The organism is Sporosarcina sp. FSL K6-6792, from assembly GCF_038004885.1.
GTDB lineage: Bacteria > Bacillota > Bacilli > Bacillales_A > Planococcaceae > Sporosarcina > Sporosarcina psychrophila.
Genome location: NZ_JBBOSA010000001.1, coordinates 3394878 through 3418128 on the forward strand (window position 1 = coordinate 3394878; position 23251 = coordinate 3418128).

Consider the following 23251-nt stretch of genomic DNA (forward strand, 5'->3'; position numbering starts at 1 on the left):
TCAGAATATTTATTCAATTAAAAGTTATCGTTTATAAGTTCGATAATGAGAGTAAACATCATTTTGTTCATACTGTTCAGCGTTTTTTTATGAAGTATCTTCTTTCGGGACGCCCGACTGAGCCGTATAGAAGTTCTGTAAATGCACGTTTTTCTGAGACGAGGTATTCTAGATAACGTCTTGCGGTCGAACGGCTCACGCGGATTTCCAATCCAAGAGTTTCTGCAGTAATTCCGCCTTCTATGTTTTTTATATGGCTGACCACTTTCTCTTTCGTCATGGGGTCAATCCCTTTTGGTGGAATGAAATCAGGGTTTGATGAAGCGGGTAGCGTTTTATTCCAAAGAGATTTGATGGAATCTTCCTGTATGAGTCCTTCACCTGAAAGTGTTTCCCTTTTAACTTTATAAGAAAGGAGGCTTTCCTTAAATCGGTCGAATGTGAGCGGTTTTAGGATGTAGTCGATGACTCCGTGGCGAAATGCCTTTTTTACAACTTCAATCTCTGCCGCAGCAGTGATGAAAATAATGTCTGTTTCAGGGCTGTTTTTGTGGATGAAATCCATCAGCTCTGTACCAAGTGCATCGGGTAAATAGACATCGAGTAAAACGAGGTCTGGCAACAATGCTGAAATCCAATCTTTTGCTTCATCACCGGTATGAGCGGAACCTACGACTGTAAAGCCCTCTATTTTCTCGATGAACCGCTGATGGATGTCGGCAATTCGTAAATCATCTTCAATAATTAAGACTTCAATTAGAGTTGTCATCTGAAAAACCTCCTTTCGGTATGGAAATGATAAACAATGCACCGCCTAAATCTCCTTTTTCGAGTGTGATAGAACCGCTGAGATTTTTCACATTCTCTGCTACTTTCATAAGTCCGTATCCACGGTGACCCTGTTTTTTTGTCGATACCTTTTCTTGAAAGAGTACATTCAGCACTTCATCAGCTATCCCATGTCCTGAATCTTCAACTTCAATTAAAATCTCTTCGCCGTTATCCAGAATGAAGATGCGGACCATTCGTTTTTCTTCCGGAAAAGAGTCGGTCGCTTCGAAAGCATTTGTAACTAAGTTTCCAATGATTGAAACGAAATGGTTTTTTTCTAAGTGTTTCGGGAGTTTTTTTAAGAGACTATCTTCATCAAGAAGGAAGCGGACCTTCAATTCCTTTGCCCGGTTGAAGAAACCGATAACAATTCCTCCTAGAAAGGGATCCTGCAACCTCTTTGTCACGAATTGGATGAGCGATTGATGTTCAGCTGTTTCCTCGTGAATCAGGCTTAGTGCCTCGTCGTATGAATTGAGTTGAATGAGACCCGATATTGTATATAAAAAGTTATTGTATTCATGGGTTTGTGCACGAAGCGCCTCCGTATACCGTTTCACTTGTGATAATTCCATTGCGAGTTGGTCAATGTCTGATTGTAGCCGAAAAGTTGAAACCGCACCGACAATCTGTTCGCCAACACGGATGGGGATGCGATTTACAATTACCTTTTTGCCGCGAATTTCCATCGGGCGATCGAGATGCCGTTCTCCGGTTTCAAGTACCTTCGGAAGAAGTGTGTTTGGAAGCACTTCCTGAATCGTCCGACCGATTAGTTCCGATTGATTAGGGAGGGAAAGGGTTTCATATGCAGCCACATTCACAGTTGTAATGATACCGTTTGCGTCAACCATAATGATTCCTTCTCGCACAGACTCAATAAGAGCGTTTCGTCCGGTGAATAAGTTCGCTATTTCCGCAGGTTCTAAATTAAAAAGTTCTTTTTTAATATTGCGCGCCAGAATGCTGGAACCAATAATACCTAGAATGATTGCGATAAGTACGATATAGGAAATGTTGTCGGCATACTGAAAAAAGATAGAGGACATATTCTTCTTTAAAAAACCAACGGAAACAATCCCGATTATCTCGCCATCTTCGTTAAATACTGGTGTTTTCCCGCGTAAGGCGGCCCCAAGTGTCCCAGTCGCCTCGGAAATATAGGATTCGCCCAGGAGAAGCGCACGTTCATTATCATCACCCACCATTTTCTGCCCAATCCGTTCAGGAACAGGATGAGCATACCGAATACCTTCGCTGTTTCCGATAACGACATATTCAGCACCAGTTTTGAGTCGTACCGCTTCGGCGATAGGCTGCAATATTTCCGTTGGATCAGCATGTCCAAACCCTGCACGGACATCGGGGCGGTCTGCTGTTGTCCTGGCTATACTTAGCGCCTGGTCCCCAATCTGTTGCTCGATACCTTGCGACATTGTAAAGTAGAAGGATACACCGATAATGATTGCTATTATGGAAACAAAGAGTGCGCCATATGAAAAAATGCGGGATTGTAAAGTAGCGGGTTTCATGGAAATCATCTCTCAATCTTGAAGTAACCGTATCTACTTGCATTAGTCTTGGGCAGGCTTTCTACACAGTTGATCGTCGACCAATTGGTTCACACTATATGCTACACTATTGTTAATTGTTAGAATAGGGGGATTTAAGTGAAGCCAAGAATTTTCATTACAAGAAAGCTGACAGAAGAGGCGGTTGCGCCGCTTCATGAAAAATTTGATGTGCGGATGTGGGACGAAGAAAGTGTAGCGGTTCCTCGCGCTGTTTTATTGAAAGAAGTGGCAGAAGCGGATGCACTATGGTCAGTTTTGGCGGATAGCATCAATCGCGAGGTTTTTGAAGCGGGTACGAAGCTTAAAATCGTTGCAAATATGGCCGTTGGTTATAATAATATTGACTTGGAAGCGGCAAAGGAATATGACGTCATCGTAACAAATACACCGGGGGTGTTGACTGAAACAACTGCAGATCTTGCTTTTGCACTTCTGCTAGCGACGGCACGTAAATTGATCTCTGCAGAAAATGAAATCAGAAAAGGCAATTGGACTTCATGGGCGCCGATGAGATTTACAGGCATGGATGTTGGAGGAGCGACACTTGGCATCATTGGCATGGGACGAATCGGTGAAGCGGTTGCGCGCCGGGCAAAAGGCTTTGATATGCAAGTTCTTTATCATAATCGCAACCGCAAGCCGGACGCAGAAGCTGAGTATGGACTTGAATTCAGGGAGTTGGATACGCTGCTGAAAGAGGCGGATTTCGTTATCATTCTAGCTCCCTTTACACCGGAAACCGCCGGGATGATTGGTGCACGGGAACTTGACCTTATGAAAAATACGGGCGTTCTTATTAATGTCGCTCGTGGTGGAATTGTTGATGAGGCTGCTCTTTATGATGCATTGAAAAACGGTACGATTTGGGCGGCGGGGCTCGACGTGTTTGAAAAAGAACCAATACCACTCGATCATCCGCTTCTTACATTGCCGAACGTAACAGTCCTTCCGCATATCGGAAGTGCCAGCATTAAGACACGCCTTGCGATGATGAACTTGAACGCACAGGCAATTACGGATGTACTTGAAGGCCGCAAGCCAAAAGGTATCGTTCAGTAAAGAACAGCAGACGAATGAATTATGTCTAAATTGACTTGATGACTGTCGTCGAATAGGAGGAGGTAACAATATGAAAGGTCCAATCATTCCATATCTAACGTTTTACGGAGAAGGAAAAGAAGCGGCTGAATTCTATGCGAATTTGCTAGGACTTGAGGAAGTCGGAATGCAGAAATATGCGGATGCTAATTTTCCGCATCCGCCGGAAGCAGCAGATTATCTCCTCCATTGCCATCTGAAAAAAGGTGAATTTCAAATCATGCTTGCCGATTCTGCGGACAAGCCGTCTGAATACAACAAAAACGGCGTTACCCTTCTTATCGACTGTGAAAGCGTGGAAGAAGCGAACCATCTCTACGACGGCCTGAGGGAAGAAGGAGAAGTACTAATGGCCCTGCAAGATACGTTCTGGGGAGCTAAGTATGGGAAAGTGAAAGATAAGTTTGGCTTTACGTGGGATTTGAACTGCGAGAAAGAAGGATAAAAAAGGAAGACTCTTCGTCGAAGGAGTCTTCCTTTTTTATTGCCAGTTCAATTTTTACCGATTTGCGAACAAGTTAAACACACCCAGTGCATCAAGGAAAACAATAATGATTGCGATAGGGGTCAGATATTTTAATAGGTAGAACCAAATGTTGAAGAAGGTCTTTCCGACTTTCGAACCTTGCTTCATCTCATTGAACAGATCTGTTTTAGCTATTTTCAAAGGGATGAATATCGAAATCAATAATGCGCCAAGAGGCATCAATATATTGCTTACTGCGAAATCGACTAAATCGAATACCGTTTTATCGAAAAACTTCACATCAGCCATTACTCCATATGATAAACAAGATGGAATTCCAACAACGAAAATTGCCATTCCAATTATCCAAGTGAATCGTTTTCGTTTTGAAGGATCATTTTTCGTCATTGTTGCAACAATAATTTCAATCATAGAGAAAGCGGAAGTTAAAGCCGCGAATAGGAATAAAACCAAAAATGCAATGAAGAAAAACACCCCAAAGGGCATTTGGTTGAATACAGCTGGCAGTACTGAAAAAATCAATGTCGGTCCTGCATCCGGTGCCATTCCAAATGAAAACACACCCGGGAAAATCGCTAGGCCGGCTAACAGAACGATGACGATATTCATAGCGATAATAGACATCGCCGAGCTCGGCAGGTTTTGCGTTTTAGGAAGATAGGAAGCATACGTAACCATGACAGAGGCACCTAATGTGAGAGTGAAAAAGGCTTGTCCCAAAGCGAATAAAATCGTTTCAGACGTTAATTTAGTGAAATCCGGTACCAGCAGAAATTTTACGCCTTCCATTGCCCCATCCAAGCTAAGAGAACGGGCAACGATAATGATAAATAATATGAAGAGAGCAGGCATCATAATCTTGCTTGCTTTCTCAATCCCTTTTTGAACGCCTTGGGCTACAACAACAATTGTTAGCACCATAAAAATCAGTTGACCGGCTAACGTAGCGAATGGATCTGCAATGATTTGGTCGAATAACGGTCCGAACTGGTCTTGCGAAAGTCCGGAAATACCACCGGTTAATGCTTTGAATAAGTAGAGGATAATCCATCCTCCAACAACACTATAAAATGATAGCACTAAGAAACTGGTTACGACGCCAATGATCCCTGTTATATGCCAACCTGAATTGGGCGCAAGCTTTTTGTAGGCAGTAATTGCGTCACTTTGACTTTTACGACCGAGAATGAATTCACCGATTAAGAGGGGGAATCCTAATAACAGCGTAAATAATAAAAAGACCAGTAGAAAAGCGCCGCCACCGCCAGTCCCGGCTACATAAGGGAACTTCCAAATAGCGCCTAACCCGATTGCTGAACCGGCAGCAGCTAGTATAAAACCTATTTTTGATTTCCAGTGTTCTTGTTGAGGCATAAGGTCAGTCCTTTCGATGAAACGAATATGTATGTACTTAAAACAAGTCGTTTAGTTTAAGGGTAGCGTATTTTAAGGAGGCTGTCATTAAAATAACAGGTTTCAGAACATTATAAGTATACGGCTTAGAGGAGCGATTATGAATAAAACCTGTGTATGAGTATCTGAACGAACGAAAAAGCTTCCCTCATTACATGGAAATGTAATGAGGGAAGCTTACTATTATCAATTGAATAGGTTAATCGTCGTTATAATAATTGGCATCGCAAATACATCGATGAGGAAAGCACCAACAATCGGAACAACGAGGTACGCTTTAGTCGAAGGACCATATCTTTCAGTGACGGCCGCCATATTTGCCATAGCATTAGGGGTGGCGCCGAGACCATGTCCTGTAAAACCAGCTACCATAATGGCTGCATCGTAATCTTTGCCGAGTAGACGGAACAAGACGAAAATCCCGAACAGGACGATGAAGACAACTTGGACGAAGACGATAACAAGTAATGGAAGGGCCAAATCGGCAACTTCCCACAATTTGATGCTCATTAATGCCATTGACAGGAAAATCCCCAGTGTAACGTCGCTGATTAAGCCGATACTCTTCATGTCGATCGCTTTAGGATTAATTTTGTCAACGATATTCCGAACAAGAACAGCAACAAACATGGCTCCTACGTAACCCGGTAGAACGAACCCTGTTGCGGTTGAAAATAGTTCACCCAAATACGTACCAAGGGCCATACAAAGTGTGATGAGTAGAATTTGTGTGAAGAACGAATCTGTTTGAATCGGCTTTTCTTTCTTTTCAATAGGAATACCGAGATCAGTATCCGTTTCAGATGACTTGAGATTGTGTTTTGAAATAAGATATTTTACAGTAGGACCACCAACGAGACCTCCTGCAACAAGTCCAAATGTAGCTGCTGCAACTCCAATCGAAAGGGCTGAATTGATACCCATGTCTTCGAGCGTCTGTCCGAATGCGGTAGCGGCTCCGTGTCCGCCTTCCATTGAAACTGCTCCAGCCATCATTCCAATAAGTGGATGCAGGTCGAACAAATAAGCCATGGATACACCGATTGTATTTTGTGCGAGCGCTAAAAATCCACATGCCAGCCAGTAGATGACAAGAACCTTTCCGCCGAGTTTAATGAGTTTAAAGCTTGCTCCTAAACCGATTGTTGTAAAAAATGTAAGCATGAATAAACTTTGCAATGATGTATCAAGTGTAATTTCTAGCCATCCGAGAGACTTAAAAATGGTCGCAAAAACAGCGAATAATAATCCGCCGACAACGGGAGCAGGTATGCAGAATTTCCGTAAGAAACCAACTTTCTTAACTAACACCATCCCTAAAGTTAGCAATGCAATGGAAAGGAAAATTGTGGTGACTTGATTAAGAACTAGCGTCATGAATTTCCCCTCCTAAAAAAGTTGTAATTGCTTCATTTGTTAAGTAAGCACCGAGTTTAACTGTACGGTTGTTTTCATCTAAAACGGGATTCACTTCCGAAATATCGAACGACAGTGTTTTGTTATGTGTTGTAACTGTTCGAATGATTGAACGAACAACGGAAGGATCTAATCCGAATGGTGAAGGAGCACTGACACCGGGTGCGAAAGCAGAGTTCAGTACGTCCGTGCATAATGTTAGAAATACATAATCATGTTGGTTGATGAATTGTTCGAGATCCGATGTTAATTTGTCCATATTTCCGATATGCATATTATCTTCGTATTCATATTTGACACCGAGCCTGTCGGCTGTATCGAACAATTCCTGCGTATTTCCATAGCGCTGGATTCCGACGACGAAATAGCTGCTCATGTTATCATGCTCCAGGATTTGTTTGAACATCGTGCCGGAAGACGGTTGTTCATCGTATGAGCGTAAGTCGAAATGGGCATCTATGTTAATAATTCCAAGAGAAGCTTCCATACCAATTGATTTTCGGACTCCGAGATAGTGACCGTAAGCGGTTTCATGGCCGCCACCAAGAATAATCGGTGTCATTTTTTTCTCTAATACGTTTGCAATCGTATCGCCTAGCTGTTGTTGGGCTTTTTCCAGGTTGGTATCCATGTATTGAATATTTCCAACATCGATAAGCCTTTTATTTACCGGGAATTTCCATGGCAATTTGGCAAGTTCACTGCGAAGTGCATCGGGAGCTTTTGCTGCACCCAATTGCCCTTTGTTGCGGCGGACGCCTTCCTCGCTTTCGAAACCGATAATTGCACATGTGTTGGGTGACTGGGAGATGACCTCGAGATTTACTAATTCAACCACTTGGTGATATCGGAAACTTGTTCTATTTTCAGTATGATCCGTACGTCCGGTCCATACATGTTCATTTACCTTATTAAGCAATTGCCTCACCCTTTCTGAACTTTCAGATACAGCGTTACTCATTTATTATAAAGTACATGATTTATTAATTCTAATATATAATTACTATATACTTATAGCCTGCATCTATAATTGAGTGGAGGAGTGGTTAGTATGGATTTAAAGCAGTTAAGTTATTTTGTTTCAGTCGTGGATCATATGAGTTTTTCTAAAGCGGCAGAGAAGTTGCATATTTCTCAACCATCATTAAGCAACGCCATAAAAAACTTGGAACGAGACTTGGGGTTTCAAATCATTGAACGCAATACAAGGAATAGTAGATTGACAGAAGCTGGAGAGGTTTTATACGGCAGGGCGATTCATCTTTTATCAGAAATGGCGATTGTAAAAAAGGAAATGGAAGAAGTAAAGCTTATTGGTAAAGGTGAACTCCAAATCGGTATGATTGAATCGGTGAAGTATTGGATTCCAAAAGTGATTTCTCTATACAATAAAAAATTTCCCGAAATGCACATTCGATTGATGGAGGTGTTAGGCGGTGACGATGTGAAGAATTCGTTGAGGAAATATGAAACGCATGCCATTATCACGAACCAGCAAATTAAAGAAGTGGATATAGAAACGGTCCCTTTGTATAAGGAAAAACTTGTGTTAGTCCTTCACGAAAACCACCCGATGGCTACAAGGGAATCAATTATGCTGAAAGATTTGGAACAGGAGCCGTTCATCATTAGCACCGAAGGGTTTCAGACGAGGGAGGACATATTGCGTGCTTTTGAATTGGAAGATACTGTCCCTACAATTAAATATGAAATTGAGCGTTTCGAAACAGCATTAAGTTTAGTCGGTGAAAATTTAGGTATTGCGCTTATTCCAGAAAATTACTTACAGGGGCCTTATAATCTTTCGATTGTAAGTAAGATCATCGATTCCCGGGCACTTGAAAGGACCGTGTATTTGACGTACATGAAAAACAGGTATGTCTCTCCAGCTATACAGGCGTTCATAATGGAAGTAGGGGGTTTTTTCGAATACAAAGTTTCTGATTAATTCGTTGCAAATCAGTCTGTCTGTTATGATTAAATAAGGAGTAAAACGATTTTTTGTAACCGAAAGGGGAGAATTAAATGATTGGACGAAACGACCCATGTTCTTGTGGAAGCGGGAAAAAATATAAGAAATGTTGTGGAACGGAAGGAACAGATCTTGTTGATATGATTGTCAACGAAGAGCTTGATCGTGTGCTCGTCGGTTATTTTAATGACTATCCGAAAGATACAGACCGCCAGGAAATGATGCAGATGATGCGGGAGTGGGTAAACCGCCTTACAGGTAGCTGGGAAAAGGAACATATTGAAGAGGCGGCAAGTGAGTTTTATTTATTCATCCACAATAAAAAGATTTGGCATACATATTTAGCACAGCAGCTTGAACAGATGAAACGTGATTCGGTTATTTCAGTATTACAAAAGTGGGACGAACCGTTTATGCTCCTTGCAGAAATTACCGAAGTTGAGTCAGGTAGACTAAAAGTTCGGGAGCTGTTTGGTGAGCGGGATTATTTTGTGACGCGCAATGAGGGAATGCCGGCAGATTTGGGGACGTTACTATTTGGTGTAGTCCTCCACGATCCTCGAAAAGGGGACTTCGGGGTTGCACCTGTTTCTTCAATGATGTTTTTGGCGAAGTGGAGCAAGCAGACGAAAAAATCGCTCGTTGAATTAAGAGATGCGGTATCGGACAAGTCGACTGAGCAATTTCTAGATGACCACACGCTCGATATTTACGAGTTGTTCATTAAACGGAGCATGGCTTCCATGAACGAGCTTGTTGAAGAAGTATTGGTACCCACACAATTGAGTGCGCTGACCGCACTTGACATCACACTTCGTGAACTGAATCAAAGTGCGGATGGACGTGAAATCATGCACAAACTGGCCGTCGCTTACTTTCTGAATGAGAATAAAGATGTTCCGATAGAAGGTGATTTTCTTGCTGCTGCAGTGAAAACGGGCATTCAACTTGGAGTGCTACAGGATACAGGGCTTATAGAAGATGACATTTTACGGAAGTACAGTGCATCAAAAGAAGGAATGCACTTGTATGAAGTGGAACTTGCCTCCCTTTATGCAGACATGATGGATAGCGGGGATGAACCGGTGGCGGCACGACTTTACGATATTGGAACAGATCCTCGGCCGACAGAAAAAGCACTTTGGGAAACATCGATGACGACGGGCGGGGTTATTCAGCCTGAACGGAAGCCTGGCATTGCAGAAGGTCGTGCGCAACTTCTTGCATATGAGGCGTATCGCGCGGAATCCGAACAAGCACGTCGGAAACTTGCGAAGAGTGCTATGGAAATCGGACCAAATAATCCGGATGTCATCTTACTTCAAGCGGAAGTTGAACAGGATGCTGAGAAAGCGGCTAAATTGTATGAAAAAGCAATCCAGTCTGCAAGCAGGACATTTGAACCGGGGGAGAACCCTTGGCAAAACATACCGAATCGGCCATTCATGCGCTCGGCATTTGCGTATGGTGTTCACTTGTTCAGTCGCGAAGAGTATGGAGAGGCGGCGGAGATGTTCACGGATCTATTGAAGATGAACCGTACGGACAACCTTGGGGCCAGATATGAAGCGGTGGCTTCGCTCATTCACGCCGAACGGTTCACAGAAGCGGCGGAAATCATGGTGCGCTATGAAAAAGGTTCCGAGCATGACGCGGCTTATCTTTATCTTGACTGGAAGCTTGAACACATAGCATCCGAAGGGAAATCGTTAGATGCTGAAGAAATGTTGAATGCTGCAACGAAATTGAATGGCCATGTTAGGCATTTGATGACATTCAAAGCGAAAACGATTCCGTACCCGAGATTTAAAGCGATTGAACCGGGTAGTGAAGATGAAGCCCGGTATATATGGCTGTTGTTGAATGGTGTGAAGTAAACATAAGTTTTGCTTCATTAAGTGAGATTTAATACTAAAAGGGTTATATCGTCGGTCGAAAAATAGATCGATATATAACCCTTTTTTAGTTTGGAGAGTTTTGGATGTAGACGATTGATAATCCAACGTTATGTCTACGAATTAGTTATTTACCGCCAAGCATATTGAACAAGCCGCCTGCAATGCTGCCTTCGTCACGTGATCCTCCACCAGGTGTTTGCGGTGCAGCTGCAAAGACACGGCTTGCGAGTCTAGAGAATGGGAGTGATTGAATCCAAACAGTTCCAGGTCCCTTCAGTGTTGCGAAAAAGAGTCCTTCGCCGCCGAATAATGCTGTTTTTACGCCTTTTACCATTTCAATGTTGTAATTAACGTTGTGTGTCATTGCCACGAGGCATCCCGTGTCTACACGTAATATTTCGCCCGGTCGCAGCCTTTTCTCGATAATCGTACCTCCAGCGTGGATGAACGTCATACCATCACCTTCGAGTTTTTGCATGATGAACCCTTCACCACCGAAAAAGCCGGTGCCGAGTTTCCGTTGAAATTCAATTCCGACGGACACGCCTTTTGCGGCAGCAAGAAAGGCATCTTTCTGGCAGATAATTTTGCCGTTATGCTCACTTAAATCCATCGGAATTATTTTTCCAGGGTAAGGGGACGCGAAAGAGACATGCTTTTTGCCTGCCCCCGTATTCGTGAATGTTGTCATGAATAAACTTTCTCCAGTCAACATTCGTTTTCCAGCGCCCATTAGTTTGCCCATAATTCCTCCACCTGATGAGCCGGATCCATCACCGAAGATTGTTTCCATGGCGATGCCGTCTTCCATCATCATCAGCGCGCCTGCTTCTGCCACTACCGTTTCTTTTGGATCAAGCTCGACTTCTACAAACTGCATATCATCGCCATGTATTTTGTAATCAATTTCGTGATTGTTCATCTTGTCTCGTTCCTCCCTAAAATAAGTTTTCTACTACTCAACTATACGAAATGAAGTCGGAAAAGTTTCAAGAAATTGAGACAGAATTTCGGTTACTCTACCGTGTCTATATAGCGCCAAACTTTATAAGCAAGCTCGTGGGCTTCAGGTTCATGGGAAAATCCTTTGAAAGCTTCTCGGAACGAGCGGACGACAGATTCCAGCACGAATACCCGTGGAGACTCGGCGCGTAGTTCATCCAAAAGAAATTGAACATATTGTTTGCCAGCAGGAAGTGTATCATCTCCAAGAAACTCCAGAAATCCTGTGAGACGTTCGAGTAATTGCTCCTTTGTTTCTGTTTGTTCTACTTCATCCCCACTTAACTTGAAAAATACATCTTCAGTGAAGAAAGCGTCTTTTGTGCTGATCATACCCAAGATGATGGAATCGATTCTTCGGAGTAAGAATCTCACAAGTTTTGAAGTGTCCATTTCCTCTTTCGAAACAGCTGACCATACATGAAGTATTTGTTGCATCATTCCGAACAGCATCACTGCACAATCGGCTGCATAAGGCACAGCAGCTTTGCCGTACACATCCACCAGTCTTCTTGTTAACCAAGAAAATTCAGCTAAAAGCATGTTCTTGATGTAAGTTCTTAGGTCGCTATCACCAGAATGGAAAACTGCCTCAAAAATTGGCATCAAGTTTTGTTCGCGATTCACGTGCATACGAATTAAAATCTGCTCTACCAGAACGTTCTTATCTGATAAGTCTTGTCCAATAAGCAATTCACGTCTTCTTACAGTTGCTTCATCACGTGCGTGTACGAGTATCGCGATGAGGCACTCATTTTTGGACGAAAAATAATTGTAGAATGTCCCTTTCGATATACAAGATTCATCTAAAATATCTTGGACAGACGTGGTAGAAAATCCTTTATCTATAAAAAGTCGCTGCGCTGTTAATAAAACCTGGCGTTTTCGATCATTCATACTAATCACCTTTATCCTAAAGTTAGTTGTTGAACCTATTCGGCTTATCTGACGGGTGTTAATAAACTTATATATGTCGAGTTTCCCTGGAAATGAATTCAGGTTTATACTATCAGTACATTTATTATGGTATATCCAAAAGGTTGATATATCAACGGAAAAAGTTTTTATTGTGTGAAAGCGTTTTCTAAGGTTGCAAGTTTTGGACTATCGGTATAATATGTTTAACATGATGTACATGGGGTACAAATTTTATACGTTACGTATTAAATAGGAGGAAGTAATAATGGATATAAAAAAAATGCACGAAAAACCGCCTTACGGCATGATAGCAATTTTATTTATAGGTGCTTTTGTCGCTCTACTAAATAATACATTGTTGAACGTTGCATTGCCGACAATTATGGTTGAGTTCGATGTGAAACCGTCTGTTGTCCAATGGCTAACGACAGGATATATGCTTATCAATGGTATTTTAATACCAGCAAGTGCGTTCTTCATTCAGAAGTTCACAAATAGAAGGTTGTTCTTAACAGCAATGGTGCTGTTTACTCTAGGGACGATTTTAGCGATGATTGCACCATCATTTGGTGTACTCGTTGCTGCTCGAATGATTCAAGCGTGTGGATCTGCAATGATGATGCCGCTTCTCATGAACGTTATGCTTACGGCATTTCCGATTGAGCGCCGGGGAACGGCAATGGGGATTTTTGGGCTAGTAATGATTACAGCGCCAGCAATTGGTCCAACTCTGTCGGGATGGGTAATTGAACATTATACATGGCGTACACTTTTTGGTATCGTTTTGCCGTTTTCAATTCTGACACTTGTTTATGCGTTCTTTAAATTGCGCAACATTACACCGAACCGTGACATGAAATTAGATGTATTTTCACTTATTTTGTCAAGTATCGGTTTCGGCGGTCTTCTTTACGGCTTTAGTTCAGCGGGTGATAAGGGATGGGATTCACCGCTAGTCTATGGAACAATCGTTATTGGTGCAATCGCACTTATCGCGTTCATTGTGCGTCAACTACGTATGGATGACCCGATGTTGGATTTCAAGATTTACAAACATCCGATGTTTGCTTTATCATCGGCCATCTCGATTGTACTATCGGTTGCAATGTTTTCGGGCATGATTCTTACGCCGCTCTATGTCCAAACCATACGGGGAATTTCACCGTTCCATTCAGGTTTGCTGATGTTACCAGGGGCAATTGTGATGGGGCTTATGTCGCCGGTTACAGGCCGTTTATTCGATAAGTACGGCGCAAGAATTTTGGCGGTTATTGGTCTTACCATCACTGTCATTTCAACATTCTACTTAAGTAGACTAGGTATGGAGTCTGGTTATTATTACATTATGTGGATTTATACGATTCGGATGTTAGGGATTTCAATGGTAATGATGCCGGTTATGACAAACGGGTTGAATCAATTGCCAATGATCTCGAATCCACATGGTACGGCTATGAACAACACGTTACAGCAAGTGTCCGGTGCTATCGGATCCGCAATTCTGTTAACGATTATGACAAAAAGGATGGAATCGACGGGTGCAGGACTATTTGCGGAAGCCCAAGCATCTGGCAATGCTCCAACAACCGCTGAGGGACTTGCGAAATTACAAGAGCAACTCGAAGCACAAGCGATGTTGGATGGAATTAGTTTCTCATTTTTCATATCGACAATCGTTGCGATCGTTGCCTTGGTTCTATCGTTCTTCATGAAACGTGTAGCACTACCAACTAATGAAAAATCATTTACTAATTTAGAGGAAAGTAAAAAATAAGCGATGGATTAAAGAGTGCTCCGCATGGGTATATATATATACCACTGCGGAGTTTTTTTGTTTCTGTTACTATTGAATGTGAGGTAAATATTATTAACGTATAATTGTTAGGACGTGGGAAAATGGTTGGACGAAACGATCCGTGTCCATGTGGGAGCGGAAAGAAATATAAAAAGTGTTGTGCGGAGAAAAATGAATCACCTTTAGAGACGCTTATTGATGAGGAACTTGAGCGTATCATCTTTGGTGCATATGAACAGGCTACAAGCCCAGCTGATATATCAGAGTTCGAAAGCCATAGAAGACACTGGAAAAGTAAACTTGAAAAACTGATGGGACCGGATGATGTTGAGGAGGCTGTTAGTGAATATTTCTTATTCGTTGCACGCCGTGATTTGTGGAAGCGTCACCTCCTAAGAGTGTTGAATAGCCCGATAAGAGAGACAGTTCGATCCGTTCTGGAATTATGGAAAGAGCCTGTTGTACTGTTTGCTAAGGTGAAAGAAGTGAAGGAAGGATATGTTGTTGTCCAAGAAATACTTGGCGAGGGCATATTCAATCTTGAAAAGAAAGAAGGAATGCTACTGGAAGAGCATTCATTCATATTCGGCATTGTTTTACCCGATAATCGGGACCAGAACAATGATATCTATGTAATTTCTTCGCTTATGTTCATTAATGATTGGAATGGTGCACTCGAAAAACAGATAGTTGAACTTGCGGAGTCAAGCGGATTCGATAAGAGTCTTGCGTTCTATAAAGAGCATATGACGGATGTCTACGAAATTTTGCTTGCCAGGGATTCACGAACAGTAGATGAACTCATAGAGCATGATTTTACACCGGTTCAGCAGGAAGTAATCGAGAGTCTGGATGAAGTACTTGAGTTAAGAAATACGCCTAAAGAAGCGCGTGAATTACTGAGAAATATTGTCGTAACGTACTTTTTGAAAGAGCGCCCCAATTTCCGTAAACCTGGCGTTATTGCCGCTGCCGTATTTTTTGTAGCAGTTGATTTAGGAATTATGGAGGATGAAGAATTGACGAACGCTGAAATTGCGAAATTGTTCGTTGTATCGACAAGTTCGATGATGAAACATGCAGATAACATCCGTGAATTTGTCATTGAAATGTACGAACGGAGCCGTCAGCAAGAAAAAGAATAATCCGTAGTATTAGCAATAGTGCAGAAATGGATATACACCAAATGGGTATTACATAACCTGAAACCAAAATAACGTACAAATTTAATATTTTTTCATTATGAAAACTCCGCATGGGATTGATACATCCAGTGCGGAGTTTTTCTGCATTTTGTCACATGTGTTGATTACCCAAAAACGACCAGTAAATAACTGAATCCAACACTAGGCGATTCGTGTGCAATTACTTTTGGATCGCTTTAGATTGAACGACCTCTACACGATTACCGAGATGTCTTGATGTGTAGGAATGCGACTTCATCGCATTCCTACACATTTTTTCGGTAATCGTATGGTGCTTATTCATCCATCGCGCTCCAAATGGATACGTACACAAAATGCTAAAACTTTTCGGGACGAAAGAATAGCGGCGCTTGTTATCTGGATAATAGCCGCCAAAGATACAATTTTGGCGGCTGAAGCCTTCTCCATAGTCTTGTCTTTTTTTAGTTAAGGAAAAGTCACTTCCTTATAGTTCGCCGCATGATAAGACGCGTACTCTTTACTAAAAGTAAGTAAGGAAAACATTGTACAAAGTGCTAGAGTGCCCGAAATTGTATCTTCGGGCACTTACAACCTTAATAAAAAGTCATCTATTCTTTTTAAAAAACAGCTGTATTTTTCACTTGAACGTTGTAGGAACGCGACAGGCAACTATTCGCAACAGGATGACCGAAACAAGTATGGCTAGGAATGACGTAGTCATTTCTAGCCATACTTGCCACTTGGTAAAGATGTCATGAATAGTTCGCCGAAAGCAGACCGGAAATGATTCAGTGAAAATAGAGTTTTTCAAGCCTTTCTTACCTACTCTTTATGCAAGAAAATGGTTAATCAACGGACGTGGTATTTTGAATATGAACTTTAACCAGGGATGAAGGTGAAGAGAAATTATCTCACGTTCGGTGTGGTGCTGACAGAGAGAAAAATTCGAGGAAATGGGGTTCATAGTATGAATAATAATCTCATCCCTCGAATAGCTTGGTTATTGGGGGTTTTTCATAGCTTATTGTGTTTAAGTAGGAGGGAAGTAAAATTATAGTTGTCGGAAGATTAAAGGAATTGCGTAGGAAATGTCGAAATTAGTTAAATAGATGTGAGCGCTTTCAAAATGCTGTGTTATAGAAAGGGGAATGTTGCAATGCAACTGAACAATTATATCGGAGGTACATGGCAGGAGGCAGAGGGAGCAGATTATACTGCAGTCTTGAATCCAGCAAATGGTACGGAGTTGGCACAAGTAAGATTATCGACTAAAGAAGATGTGAGTCTTGCAGTAAAGTCGGCTAAAGAGGCTCAGAAAAAATGGGCACTCGTTCCCGCACCGAAACGTGCAGACTTTTTATATGAAATTGGACGACTTATGAAAGAAAAGAAAGAACACTTATCGCAAGTGTTGACGAAAGAAATGGGGAAGGTCATCGAAGAGGCACGCGGTGAAGTGCAGGAAGGCATTGATATGGCGTTCTACATGGCTGGTGAGGGACGCCGTATGTTCGGGGAAACAGTGCCTTCAGAGCTTCAAGACAAGTTCGCAATGAGTGTCCGTGCACCAATCGGTGTTGTCGGACTTATTACACCTTGGAACTTTCCGGTGGCGATTGCGACATGGAAATCGTTCCCGGCAATTGTCGCGGGAAATACATTCATTTGGAAACCGGCGACGGAAACACCTATGATGGCGTATGAAATGGCGCTTATATTTGAAGAAGCAGGACTCCCGGCAGGCGTTGCGAATATCGTTTTTGGGTCGGGAGCAGAAGTTGGGACGGCGATGATTGAACACCCTGATGTTCGCGTTATTTCATTCACAGGGTCGACTGAAACGGGTCGTCATGTTGCGGAAACAGGTGGACGTCATTTGAAAAAAGTATCGCTTGAAATGGGCGGTAAAAATGCGGTCATCGTTATGGATGATGCGGATATCGAACTGGCAGTGGAAGGGATTCTTTGGAGTGCATTCGGAACAGCGGGTCAGCGTTGTACGGCATGTAGCCGCGTCATCGTGCATACAGATGTAAAGGAAGAACTCGAGCAAAAACTCGTGGAAGCGATGAAAGTGTTATCGATTGGCGATGGACTGGACGAATCAGTGAAAATTGGCCCAGTAATCAATCAAAAAGCGCTTGATAAAATTCATGGCTACGTCGGAATTGGTAAGGATGAAGGTGCGAAGCTTCTTGCAGGTGGACATATATTAACAGATGGAAAGCTTGCAGATGGTCATTATTACGAACCAACTTTATTCACAGATGTGAAATGGGATAGCCGCCTTGCGCAAGAAGAGATTTTCGGACCTGTTGTTTCGCTGATTGAAGTTTCAAGTCTAGATGAAGCCATTGAGGTTAATAACAGTGTGAAATTTGGACTTTCAAGTTCGATTTTCTCACGCGATGTCAATAAAGTATTCCGAGCACAACGTGATCTAGATACAGGTATTGTCTACGTGAATGCGGGGACGACGGGTGCCGAAATCCATCTGCCATTTGGCGGAACAAAGGGTACGGGCAACGGACACCGCGATTCTGGCGTTGCTGCACTGGATGTCTTCACTGAATGGAAGAGTATTTATATAGACTTCAGCGGGAAATTGCAACGGGCGCAGATTGACACGGATTAATTCCTAACGTAAGGGGATGGGGAAATGAAGGTTGTCATACTTGGAGCAGGTTTAATGGGGAAAGAGGCGGCACGCGATCTAGTGAAGGCTGATGACGTTGAAAAAGTTTATTTAGCGGATCTGAACGTCAAGCAAGCGGAAGACTTTGCGGAGGAACTCATGTCCGATAAGCTTGATATCCTGTTACTGGATGCTAAAAACGATAAGCAATTAAGTGAAGTGATGGCACTAGGGGATGTGGTTATCAATGCGCTATTCTATACGTTTAATGAAAAGGTTGCCCGAATCGCAGTAGATATCGGTGTCCATTCCATTGATCTTGGCGGTCATATCGGTGGCGCTACGGATGCGGTGCTCGGTCTGGCGGATCAGGCGATTGCGAAAGGCGTGACAATCATTCCAGATCTAGGGGTAGCTCCTGGAATGATTAATATTCTTACTGGTTACGGGGCGGGAAAACTCGAAAAGGTTAATTCCATCAAACTATATGTTGGAGGAATTCCGATAAAGCCGGAGCCGCCACTTAATTATAATGTCGTCTTTTCACTGGAAGGCGTGTTTGATCATTACACTGACCCTTCCCACGTTATTCGAAACGGGCAACTGTTGGAAGTTCCATCATTGTCCGAAATCGAAACAATCTATTTTGATAAATACGGCGAGCTTGAAGCGTTTCATACATCAGGCGGCACGTCGACACTAACGAAGTCGTTCCCGGACGTGGAGACACTTGAATACAAGACGATTCGTTACAAAGGGCACGCGGAGAAGTTCCAGCTGCTTGTCGATCTAGGTTTGTTATCTCGGGACAACGAAGTGACTGTTGACGGTCAAAAGGTGAAAGTCCGCGACGTCATGAGAGAGCATCTGTCGCCTCAACTTCGCCTCGGTAAGAAATCAGATGCAGTGTTGCTACGCGTTATTGTGAGCGGTGAAAAAAGTGCTATGCCAGTAACATACGAATATGACCTTATTACGGAGAAAGACACTGCAGTAAACGAGACTGCGATGGCTCGTGCGACGGCAAATACGATTTCCATCGTGGCACAAATGATTGGCAATGGCACTATTTCGAAACGTGGAGTCCATCCGCCAGAGAATATCGTACCCGGTGAATTGTATATTGAAGAGATGAAAAAGCGCGGTGTCGTTATCGAAGAAAGTATCGAGTCGAACAATGTTCCATGTTGAAAACGTATAGTTTCTAATCTCACTAACGACATAGTGGTTTATGAAAGGAGATGAAGAGGTGGACTTCGGATTTACGGAAGAACAGAAGATGCTGAGGAAAACGGCGCGTCAGTTTGTCGACGCAGAAATTATGCCCCATATCCAGAAATGGGATGCACAAGGTGGATTCGATCAGGCGATTTGGAAGAAGCTTGCGGATCTTGGCTTCATGGGCGTGTGTATACCCGAACAATATGGTGGCAGTGGAATGGATTATAATTCGCTCGCAATACTGTGTGAAGAATTGGAGCGTGGAGATACGGCGTTCAGGACAGCGGTATCGGTCCATATCGGCTTGAACTCGATGAGTCTACTGCAGTGGGGTGATGAAGAACAGAAGCAGAAATACCTTGTACCACAAGCGAAGGGTGAAAAAATAGGTGCATTCGGGTTGACAGAACCGGGTGCAGGTTCCGACGTTGCGGCAATGGCAACAACTGCCGTGCGTGACGGAGATGACTATGTATTAAACGGTCAAAAAACATGGATTTCCCTTTGTGATGTCGCGGATCATTTCCTCGTTTTTGCCTATACGGATAAAGCGAAAAAACACCATGGTATTAGCGCGTTCATCGTCGAACGAACGACACCAGGTTTTTCATCGAAAGCGATCAAAGGAAAATACGGTATTCGTGCAGGCAATACAGGCGAACTATTTTTCGAGGATATGCGTATCCCGGCTGCGAATTTAGTAGGTGAAGAAGGCGATGGATTTAAAATTGCCATGGCGTCACTTGATAATGGGCGTTTCACTGTCGCTGCGGGAGCGGTTGGCTTAATCATGGGTTGCCTCGAAGAAAGCGTGAAATATTGTCATGCACGGGAAACGTTCGGTAAGGAAATCGGCAGACACCAACTCGTCCAACAAATGATTGCTAACATGGAAGCGGGCTATCAGATGAGCCGACTTCTTGTCTATCGAGCAGGTGACATGAAAAATAATGGCTTGCGCAATACGCGCGAAACGTCGCTGGCGAAATGGCAGGCATGCGATTTTGCCAATAAAGCAGCGGATGATGCATTCCAGATTCATGGGGCTTATGGTTATTCGGATGAATACCCTGTCGCCAGGTTCCTGCGAAACTCAAAGGCGCCTGTCATCTATGAAGGAACGCGTGAGATCCATACGGTTATGCAGGCAGAATATGTGCTTGGGTATCGTGAAGATAAGAAATTGAGTAATCGGCTGCCAGAGTGGCCGTTTGAATGAAGTTACAGTCCTGAAGGGGAAGACCTCTCAGGATTTTTTCTTGGTACAATGACAGTCGAAGATTAAGTTTCGCCAATAAGTAATAGGCATTGTTACGAAAGGGGAGATTTAGATGGGGAAATATACGATTAATGAATTCATTAAACAAACAAAGCAGGATGAGCGGGAAAGTGAATACTTTGAATTGGAAACACCGCGAATTCTGGAAGTGAATTTAACCGACTTTGTATGGGCAAAGATGGGCTCCATGATCTCATATGCGGGTCAGATTAAATTCGAGCGGGAAAAAGTGCTTGAGCATGGTGTAGGCATGATGTTTAAAAAAGCGCTCACGGGTGAAGGTACTTCACTGATGAAAGCAACAGGGAATGGTCGGCTTTACTTAGCGGATCAAGGGAAGAAGATAACCATTTTCGATTTGAATAATGAATCGATTACGGTGAACGGCAATGATCTTCTTGCGTTTGAACCAACTATTGAATGGGATATTAAGCTAATGAAGAAAGTGGCAGGCATGATGTCTGGTGGACTGTTCAACGTAACGTTGAAAGGGAAGGGCAAGGTTGCGATTACTACCCATTTCGAGCCGCTAACGCTACTTGTCCACCCTGGAGAACCTGTCATTACAGATCCTAATGCAACAGTCGCCTGGTCTGGCGATTTAACACCGGAGTTCCGAACAGATATTAGTATTAAGACCTTCTTTGGTCGCGGTAGTGGAGAATCGATTCAAATGGAGTTTAGCGGTGAAGGTTTTGTTATCATTCAACCGTTTGAAGAAGTTTATATGACTGGGAATGGATCCTCGTGACTAACAAGCTTATCCTGTTGAATTCAAAGATATAGAATGCCACGTCTGTTGATTAACTAACCAGTAAATAAAATGATCATACACTGGTGTTACGTGCATAGTTGCACTTGGATTGCTTGGATTGAACGACTACTCTACCATTATCGAGATGTCTGGATGTGTAGGGATGCAACACAGTCGCATCCCTACACAGTTTTTCCGATAATCGTATGGTGGTCCTTCATCCGTCGCACTTCAAATTCATAAGTACATGTATGAGGGCACTGAAAAAGTACGATTACCTTCAATCCCGTTGATTTCCGTTCCGAGCGGACGCTTACACACTATATAGAATGTCATAAATTCTTTTCTTCCAAAATAACTGCATTTTTCACTTGAATAGTGTAGCCACACTAGTACCCCTCAGTAAATCTGTCATGAATAGGTAGTCGAAAGCGGGCCGAAAATAGTCCAGGGGAAATGGGGGTTATCAAGCCCTTCTCGCTAGTATTTTATGCGAATAAATGGTAAATCAAATTACCTTTTTTACAACCTTATTTACACTAGCTACATAGTTTGTGATAAAATACTCCTTAAAAACAATTTCCCACAAACAAGGAGTGTTTCCCATTGAAGATTGAACCTTCGTTAAAAATGTCCATTTTTGCACCTGCCATTTTCGGCGATTTAAAAGTAGCAGCCGAAGCGAAAAAAGCAACGGGCGCTGAAGTCTTTGATTTAAGTCTTGGGAGTCCGGATCTTCCTCCTGACGAAAAAGTGAGACGTGTGTTATCAGAACAAAGCGCTCTGGCGAATACATATGGCTATACACTTGGCGGCACAAAACGGTTTAACGAAGCCGTCGCGAATTATTATGAACGACGTTCCGGTGTTATGCTCAATCCTGAAACGGAAATCATTCAAACAATGGGTTCTCAAGAAGGACTTGTCCATCTGCCACTCGCTTTTTGCAATGAAGGGGACTTTGTGTTGACAACGAATCCTGCTTACGTAGCTTATGAGGCTGGCATTAAGCTTGCTGGCGCTGTTCCATATGAGATGCCATTACGTGCAGAAAACGGGTTTCTACCTAATTTGGATGAAATTCCTGAAGACATTGCACAAAAAGCTAAATTGCTGATTTTGAATCTACCAGGAAACCCTGTTCCTGCTATGCCGAATTGTGCATTTTTCGAGAAAGTAGTAGCTTTCGCCAAGAAATACAATATTATTGTGCTTCATGACGCTGCTTATTCTGAATACTATTTTACAGGTGATTCTCCAATTAGTTTTCTATCGACTCCCGGTGCAATGGAGGTCGGAATGGAGATTAATTCATTATCTAAAAGCTTTAGCCTTGCCGGTGCACGTATCGCCTATATCGTAGGTAATGCTGAGATAGTACATATTTTAAGACAACTCAAATCAAATTTGGATTATGGAACGTTCGGTCCGATTCAGGAAGCGGCTGTCATGGCGCTCGATAATGCGGAAGAGATTACGGATCGCCTGCGGGCAGAATTTTCTGCGCGCCATAGGGTATTAATGAAAGGCATGGAGGAGATTGGTTGGTCTGCTACTCCTTCAAACGGCGGGATGTTTGTATGGGCAAAATATCCGTTTGAGATGGATGATAAGGAATTTGTATTTAAAGTAATCGACCAATGTGGTGTTGTCATGGTTCCGGGTAGTATCTTCGGTTCTGAAGGCGCTGGATACGTTCGGTTGGCGCTTGTTCAGAAAGTAGATGTGCTGCAGAAAGCGGTTGATCGATTACGGAATTTAAGTATTTAAGCGGTGTAAGGTTAGCGTGGGA

General features: G+C 42.8%; 18 protein-coding genes. 11 read left to right on the forward strand and 7 right to left on the reverse strand.

Annotated features, from left to right (window positions below):
* Positions 1–76: 76 nt before the first annotated feature.
* Both MKZ26_RS16670 and MKZ26_RS16675 read right to left on the reverse strand, forming a co-directional pair.
* Positions 77–769 (reverse strand): response regulator, encoded by a 693-nt coding sequence (locus MKZ26_RS16670; RefSeq protein ID WP_340766849.1) that lies wholly within the window; start codon positions 767–769, stop codon positions 77–79.
* Positions 753–2363, reverse strand: a complete 1611-nt coding sequence (locus MKZ26_RS16675) for a sensor histidine kinase (protein WP_340766850.1) — start codon at positions 2361–2363, stop codon at positions 753–755. Before MKZ26_RS16675 ends, MKZ26_RS16670 begins: the two co-directional genes overlap by 17 nt.
* 138 nt (positions 2364–2501) lie before the next feature.
* Here MKZ26_RS16675 and MKZ26_RS16680 point away from each other — a divergent pair, with 138 nt between their 5' ends.
* Positions 2502–3464 (forward strand): 2-hydroxyacid dehydrogenase, encoded by a 963-nt coding sequence (locus MKZ26_RS16680; RefSeq protein WP_340766851.1) that lies wholly within the window; start codon positions 2502–2504, stop codon positions 3462–3464.
* Between the two features lie 70 nt (positions 3465–3534).
* A complete protein-coding gene (locus MKZ26_RS16685) occupies positions 3535–3948 on the forward strand; it encodes a VOC family protein (protein ID WP_340766852.1) in 414 nt (137 codons plus the stop codon).
* A gap of 54 nt (positions 3949–4002) precedes the next feature.
* Here the strand turns inward: MKZ26_RS16685 and MKZ26_RS16690 are convergent, their stop codons facing one another.
* The 3 genes from MKZ26_RS16690 to hutG all read right to left on the reverse strand — a co-directional run bounded on the left by MKZ26_RS16690 (position 4003) and on the right by hutG (position 7738).
* Complete coding sequence (locus tag MKZ26_RS16690; protein WP_340766853.1) at positions 4003–5364, reverse strand: sodium-dependent transporter; 1362 nt, start codon at positions 5362–5364, stop codon at positions 4003–4005.
* 225 nt (positions 5365–5589) lie between these two features.
* Positions 5590–6780: a sodium/glutamate symporter gene (gene gltS, locus MKZ26_RS16695; RefSeq protein ID WP_340766854.1), complete on the reverse strand. Its 1191-nt coding sequence runs from the start codon at positions 6778–6780 to the stop codon at positions 5590–5592.
* Positions 6764–7738, reverse strand: coding sequence for a formimidoylglutamase (gene hutG / locus MKZ26_RS16700; protein WP_445683431.1), 975 nt, complete (start codon positions 7736–7738; stop codon positions 6764–6766). Before hutG ends, gltS begins: the two co-directional genes overlap by 17 nt.
* Before the next feature lie 132 nt (positions 7739–7870).
* On the opposite strand from hutG, the gene MKZ26_RS16705 reads away from it, so the two are divergent.
* Positions 7871–8767, forward strand: a complete 897-nt coding sequence (locus MKZ26_RS16705; RefSeq protein ID WP_340766856.1) for a LysR family transcriptional regulator — start codon at positions 7871–7873, stop codon at positions 8765–8767.
* A gap of 77 nt (positions 8768–8844) precedes the next feature.
* Positions 8845–10668: an SEC-C metal-binding domain-containing protein gene (locus MKZ26_RS16710; RefSeq protein WP_340766857.1), complete on the forward strand. Its 1824-nt coding sequence runs from the start codon at positions 8845–8847 to the stop codon at positions 10666–10668.
* A 145-nt stretch (positions 10669–10813) separates the two neighbouring features.
* Here MKZ26_RS16710 and MKZ26_RS16715 read toward each other — a convergent pair whose 3' ends face one another.
* Both MKZ26_RS16715 and MKZ26_RS16720 read right to left on the reverse strand, forming a co-directional pair.
* Positions 10814–11611: a TIGR00266 family protein gene (locus tag MKZ26_RS16715; protein ID WP_067213399.1), complete on the reverse strand. Its 798-nt coding sequence runs from the start codon at positions 11609–11611 to the stop codon at positions 10814–10816.
* 92 nt (positions 11612–11703) lie between these two features.
* Positions 11704–12588, reverse strand: a complete 885-nt coding sequence (locus tag MKZ26_RS16720; protein ID WP_340766858.1) for a TetR/AcrR family transcriptional regulator — start codon at positions 12586–12588, stop codon at positions 11704–11706.
* 286 nt (positions 12589–12874) lie between these two features.
* On the opposite strand from MKZ26_RS16720, the gene MKZ26_RS16725 reads away from it, so the two are divergent.
* From MKZ26_RS16725 to MKZ26_RS16755, 7 genes are all read left to right on the forward strand, one after another.
* Positions 12875–14383 (forward strand): DHA2 family efflux MFS transporter permease subunit, encoded by a 1509-nt coding sequence (locus MKZ26_RS16725; RefSeq protein WP_340766859.1) that lies wholly within the window; start codon positions 12875–12877, stop codon positions 14381–14383.
* A 122-nt stretch (positions 14384–14505) separates the two neighbouring features.
* On the forward strand, positions 14506–15549 hold the full coding sequence (locus MKZ26_RS16730) for a YecA family protein (protein ID WP_340766860.1): 1044 nt from the start codon (positions 14506–14508) through the stop codon (positions 15547–15549).
* Between the two features lie 1177 nt (positions 15550–16726).
* On the forward strand, positions 16727–18205 hold the full coding sequence (locus tag MKZ26_RS16735) for an aldehyde dehydrogenase family protein (protein ID WP_340766861.1): 1479 nt from the start codon (positions 16727–16729) through the stop codon (positions 18203–18205).
* Between the two features lie 24 nt (positions 18206–18229).
* Positions 18230–19396, forward strand: coding sequence for a saccharopine dehydrogenase family protein (locus MKZ26_RS16740; protein WP_340766862.1), 1167 nt, complete (start codon positions 18230–18232; stop codon positions 19394–19396).
* A 58-nt stretch (positions 19397–19454) separates the two neighbouring features.
* A complete protein-coding gene (locus MKZ26_RS16745; RefSeq protein ID WP_340766863.1) occupies positions 19455–20645 on the forward strand; it encodes an acyl-CoA dehydrogenase family protein in 1191 nt (396 codons plus the stop codon).
* Between the two features lie 112 nt (positions 20646–20757).
* A complete protein-coding gene (locus MKZ26_RS16750) occupies positions 20758–21456 on the forward strand; it encodes an AIM24 family protein (protein WP_340766864.1) in 699 nt (232 codons plus the stop codon).
* 609 nt (positions 21457–22065) lie between these two features.
* Positions 22066–23229 carry an aminotransferase class I/II-fold pyridoxal phosphate-dependent enzyme gene (locus MKZ26_RS16755; protein WP_067213378.1) on the forward strand — a complete coding sequence of 388 codons (1164 nt, stop codon included), beginning with the start codon at positions 22066–22068 and terminating at the stop codon, positions 23227–23229.
* Positions 23230–23251: the final 22 nt, after the last annotated feature.

Excerpts from the sequence above, each read along its gene's own strand:
- MKZ26_RS16670 (WP_340766849.1), bottom strand. The coding sequence starts at position 769 with ATGACAACTCTAATTGAAGTCTTAATTATTGAAGATGATTTACGAATT.
- MKZ26_RS16675 (WP_340766850.1), bottom strand. The coding sequence starts at position 2,363 with ATGAAACCCGCTACTTTACAATCCCGCATTTTTTCATATGGCGCACTC.
- MKZ26_RS16685 (WP_340766852.1), top strand. The coding sequence starts at position 3,535 with ATGAAAGGTCCAATCATTCCATATCTAACGTTTTACGGAGAAGGAAAA.
- MKZ26_RS16690 (WP_340766853.1), bottom strand. The coding sequence starts at position 5,364 with ATGCCTCAACAAGAACACTGGAAATCAAAAATAGGTTTTATACTAGCT.
- gltS (WP_340766854.1), bottom strand. The coding sequence starts at position 6,780 with ATGACGCTAGTTCTTAATCAAGTCACCACAATTTTCCTTTCCATTGCA.
- MKZ26_RS16705 (WP_340766856.1), top strand. The coding sequence starts at position 7,871 with ATGGATTTAAAGCAGTTAAGTTATTTTGTTTCAGTCGTGGATCATATG.
- MKZ26_RS16710 (WP_340766857.1), top strand. The coding sequence starts at position 8,845 with ATGATTGGACGAAACGACCCATGTTCTTGTGGAAGCGGGAAAAAATAT.
- MKZ26_RS16715 (WP_067213399.1), bottom strand. The coding sequence starts at position 11,611 with ATGAACAATCACGAAATTGATTACAAAATACATGGCGATGATATGCAG.
- MKZ26_RS16720 (WP_340766858.1), bottom strand. The coding sequence starts at position 12,588 with ATGAATGATCGAAAACGCCAGGTTTTATTAACAGCGCAGCGACTTTTT.
- MKZ26_RS16725 (WP_340766859.1), top strand. The coding sequence starts at position 12,875 with ATGGATATAAAAAAAATGCACGAAAAACCGCCTTACGGCATGATAGCA.
- MKZ26_RS16730 (WP_340766860.1), top strand. The coding sequence starts at position 14,506 with ATGGTTGGACGAAACGATCCGTGTCCATGTGGGAGCGGAAAGAAATAT.
- MKZ26_RS16735 (WP_340766861.1), top strand. The coding sequence starts at position 16,727 with ATGCAACTGAACAATTATATCGGAGGTACATGGCAGGAGGCAGAGGGA.
- MKZ26_RS16740 (WP_340766862.1), top strand. The coding sequence starts at position 18,230 with ATGAAGGTTGTCATACTTGGAGCAGGTTTAATGGGGAAAGAGGCGGCA.
- MKZ26_RS16750 (WP_340766864.1), top strand. The coding sequence starts at position 20,758 with ATGGGGAAATATACGATTAATGAATTCATTAAACAAACAAAGCAGGAT.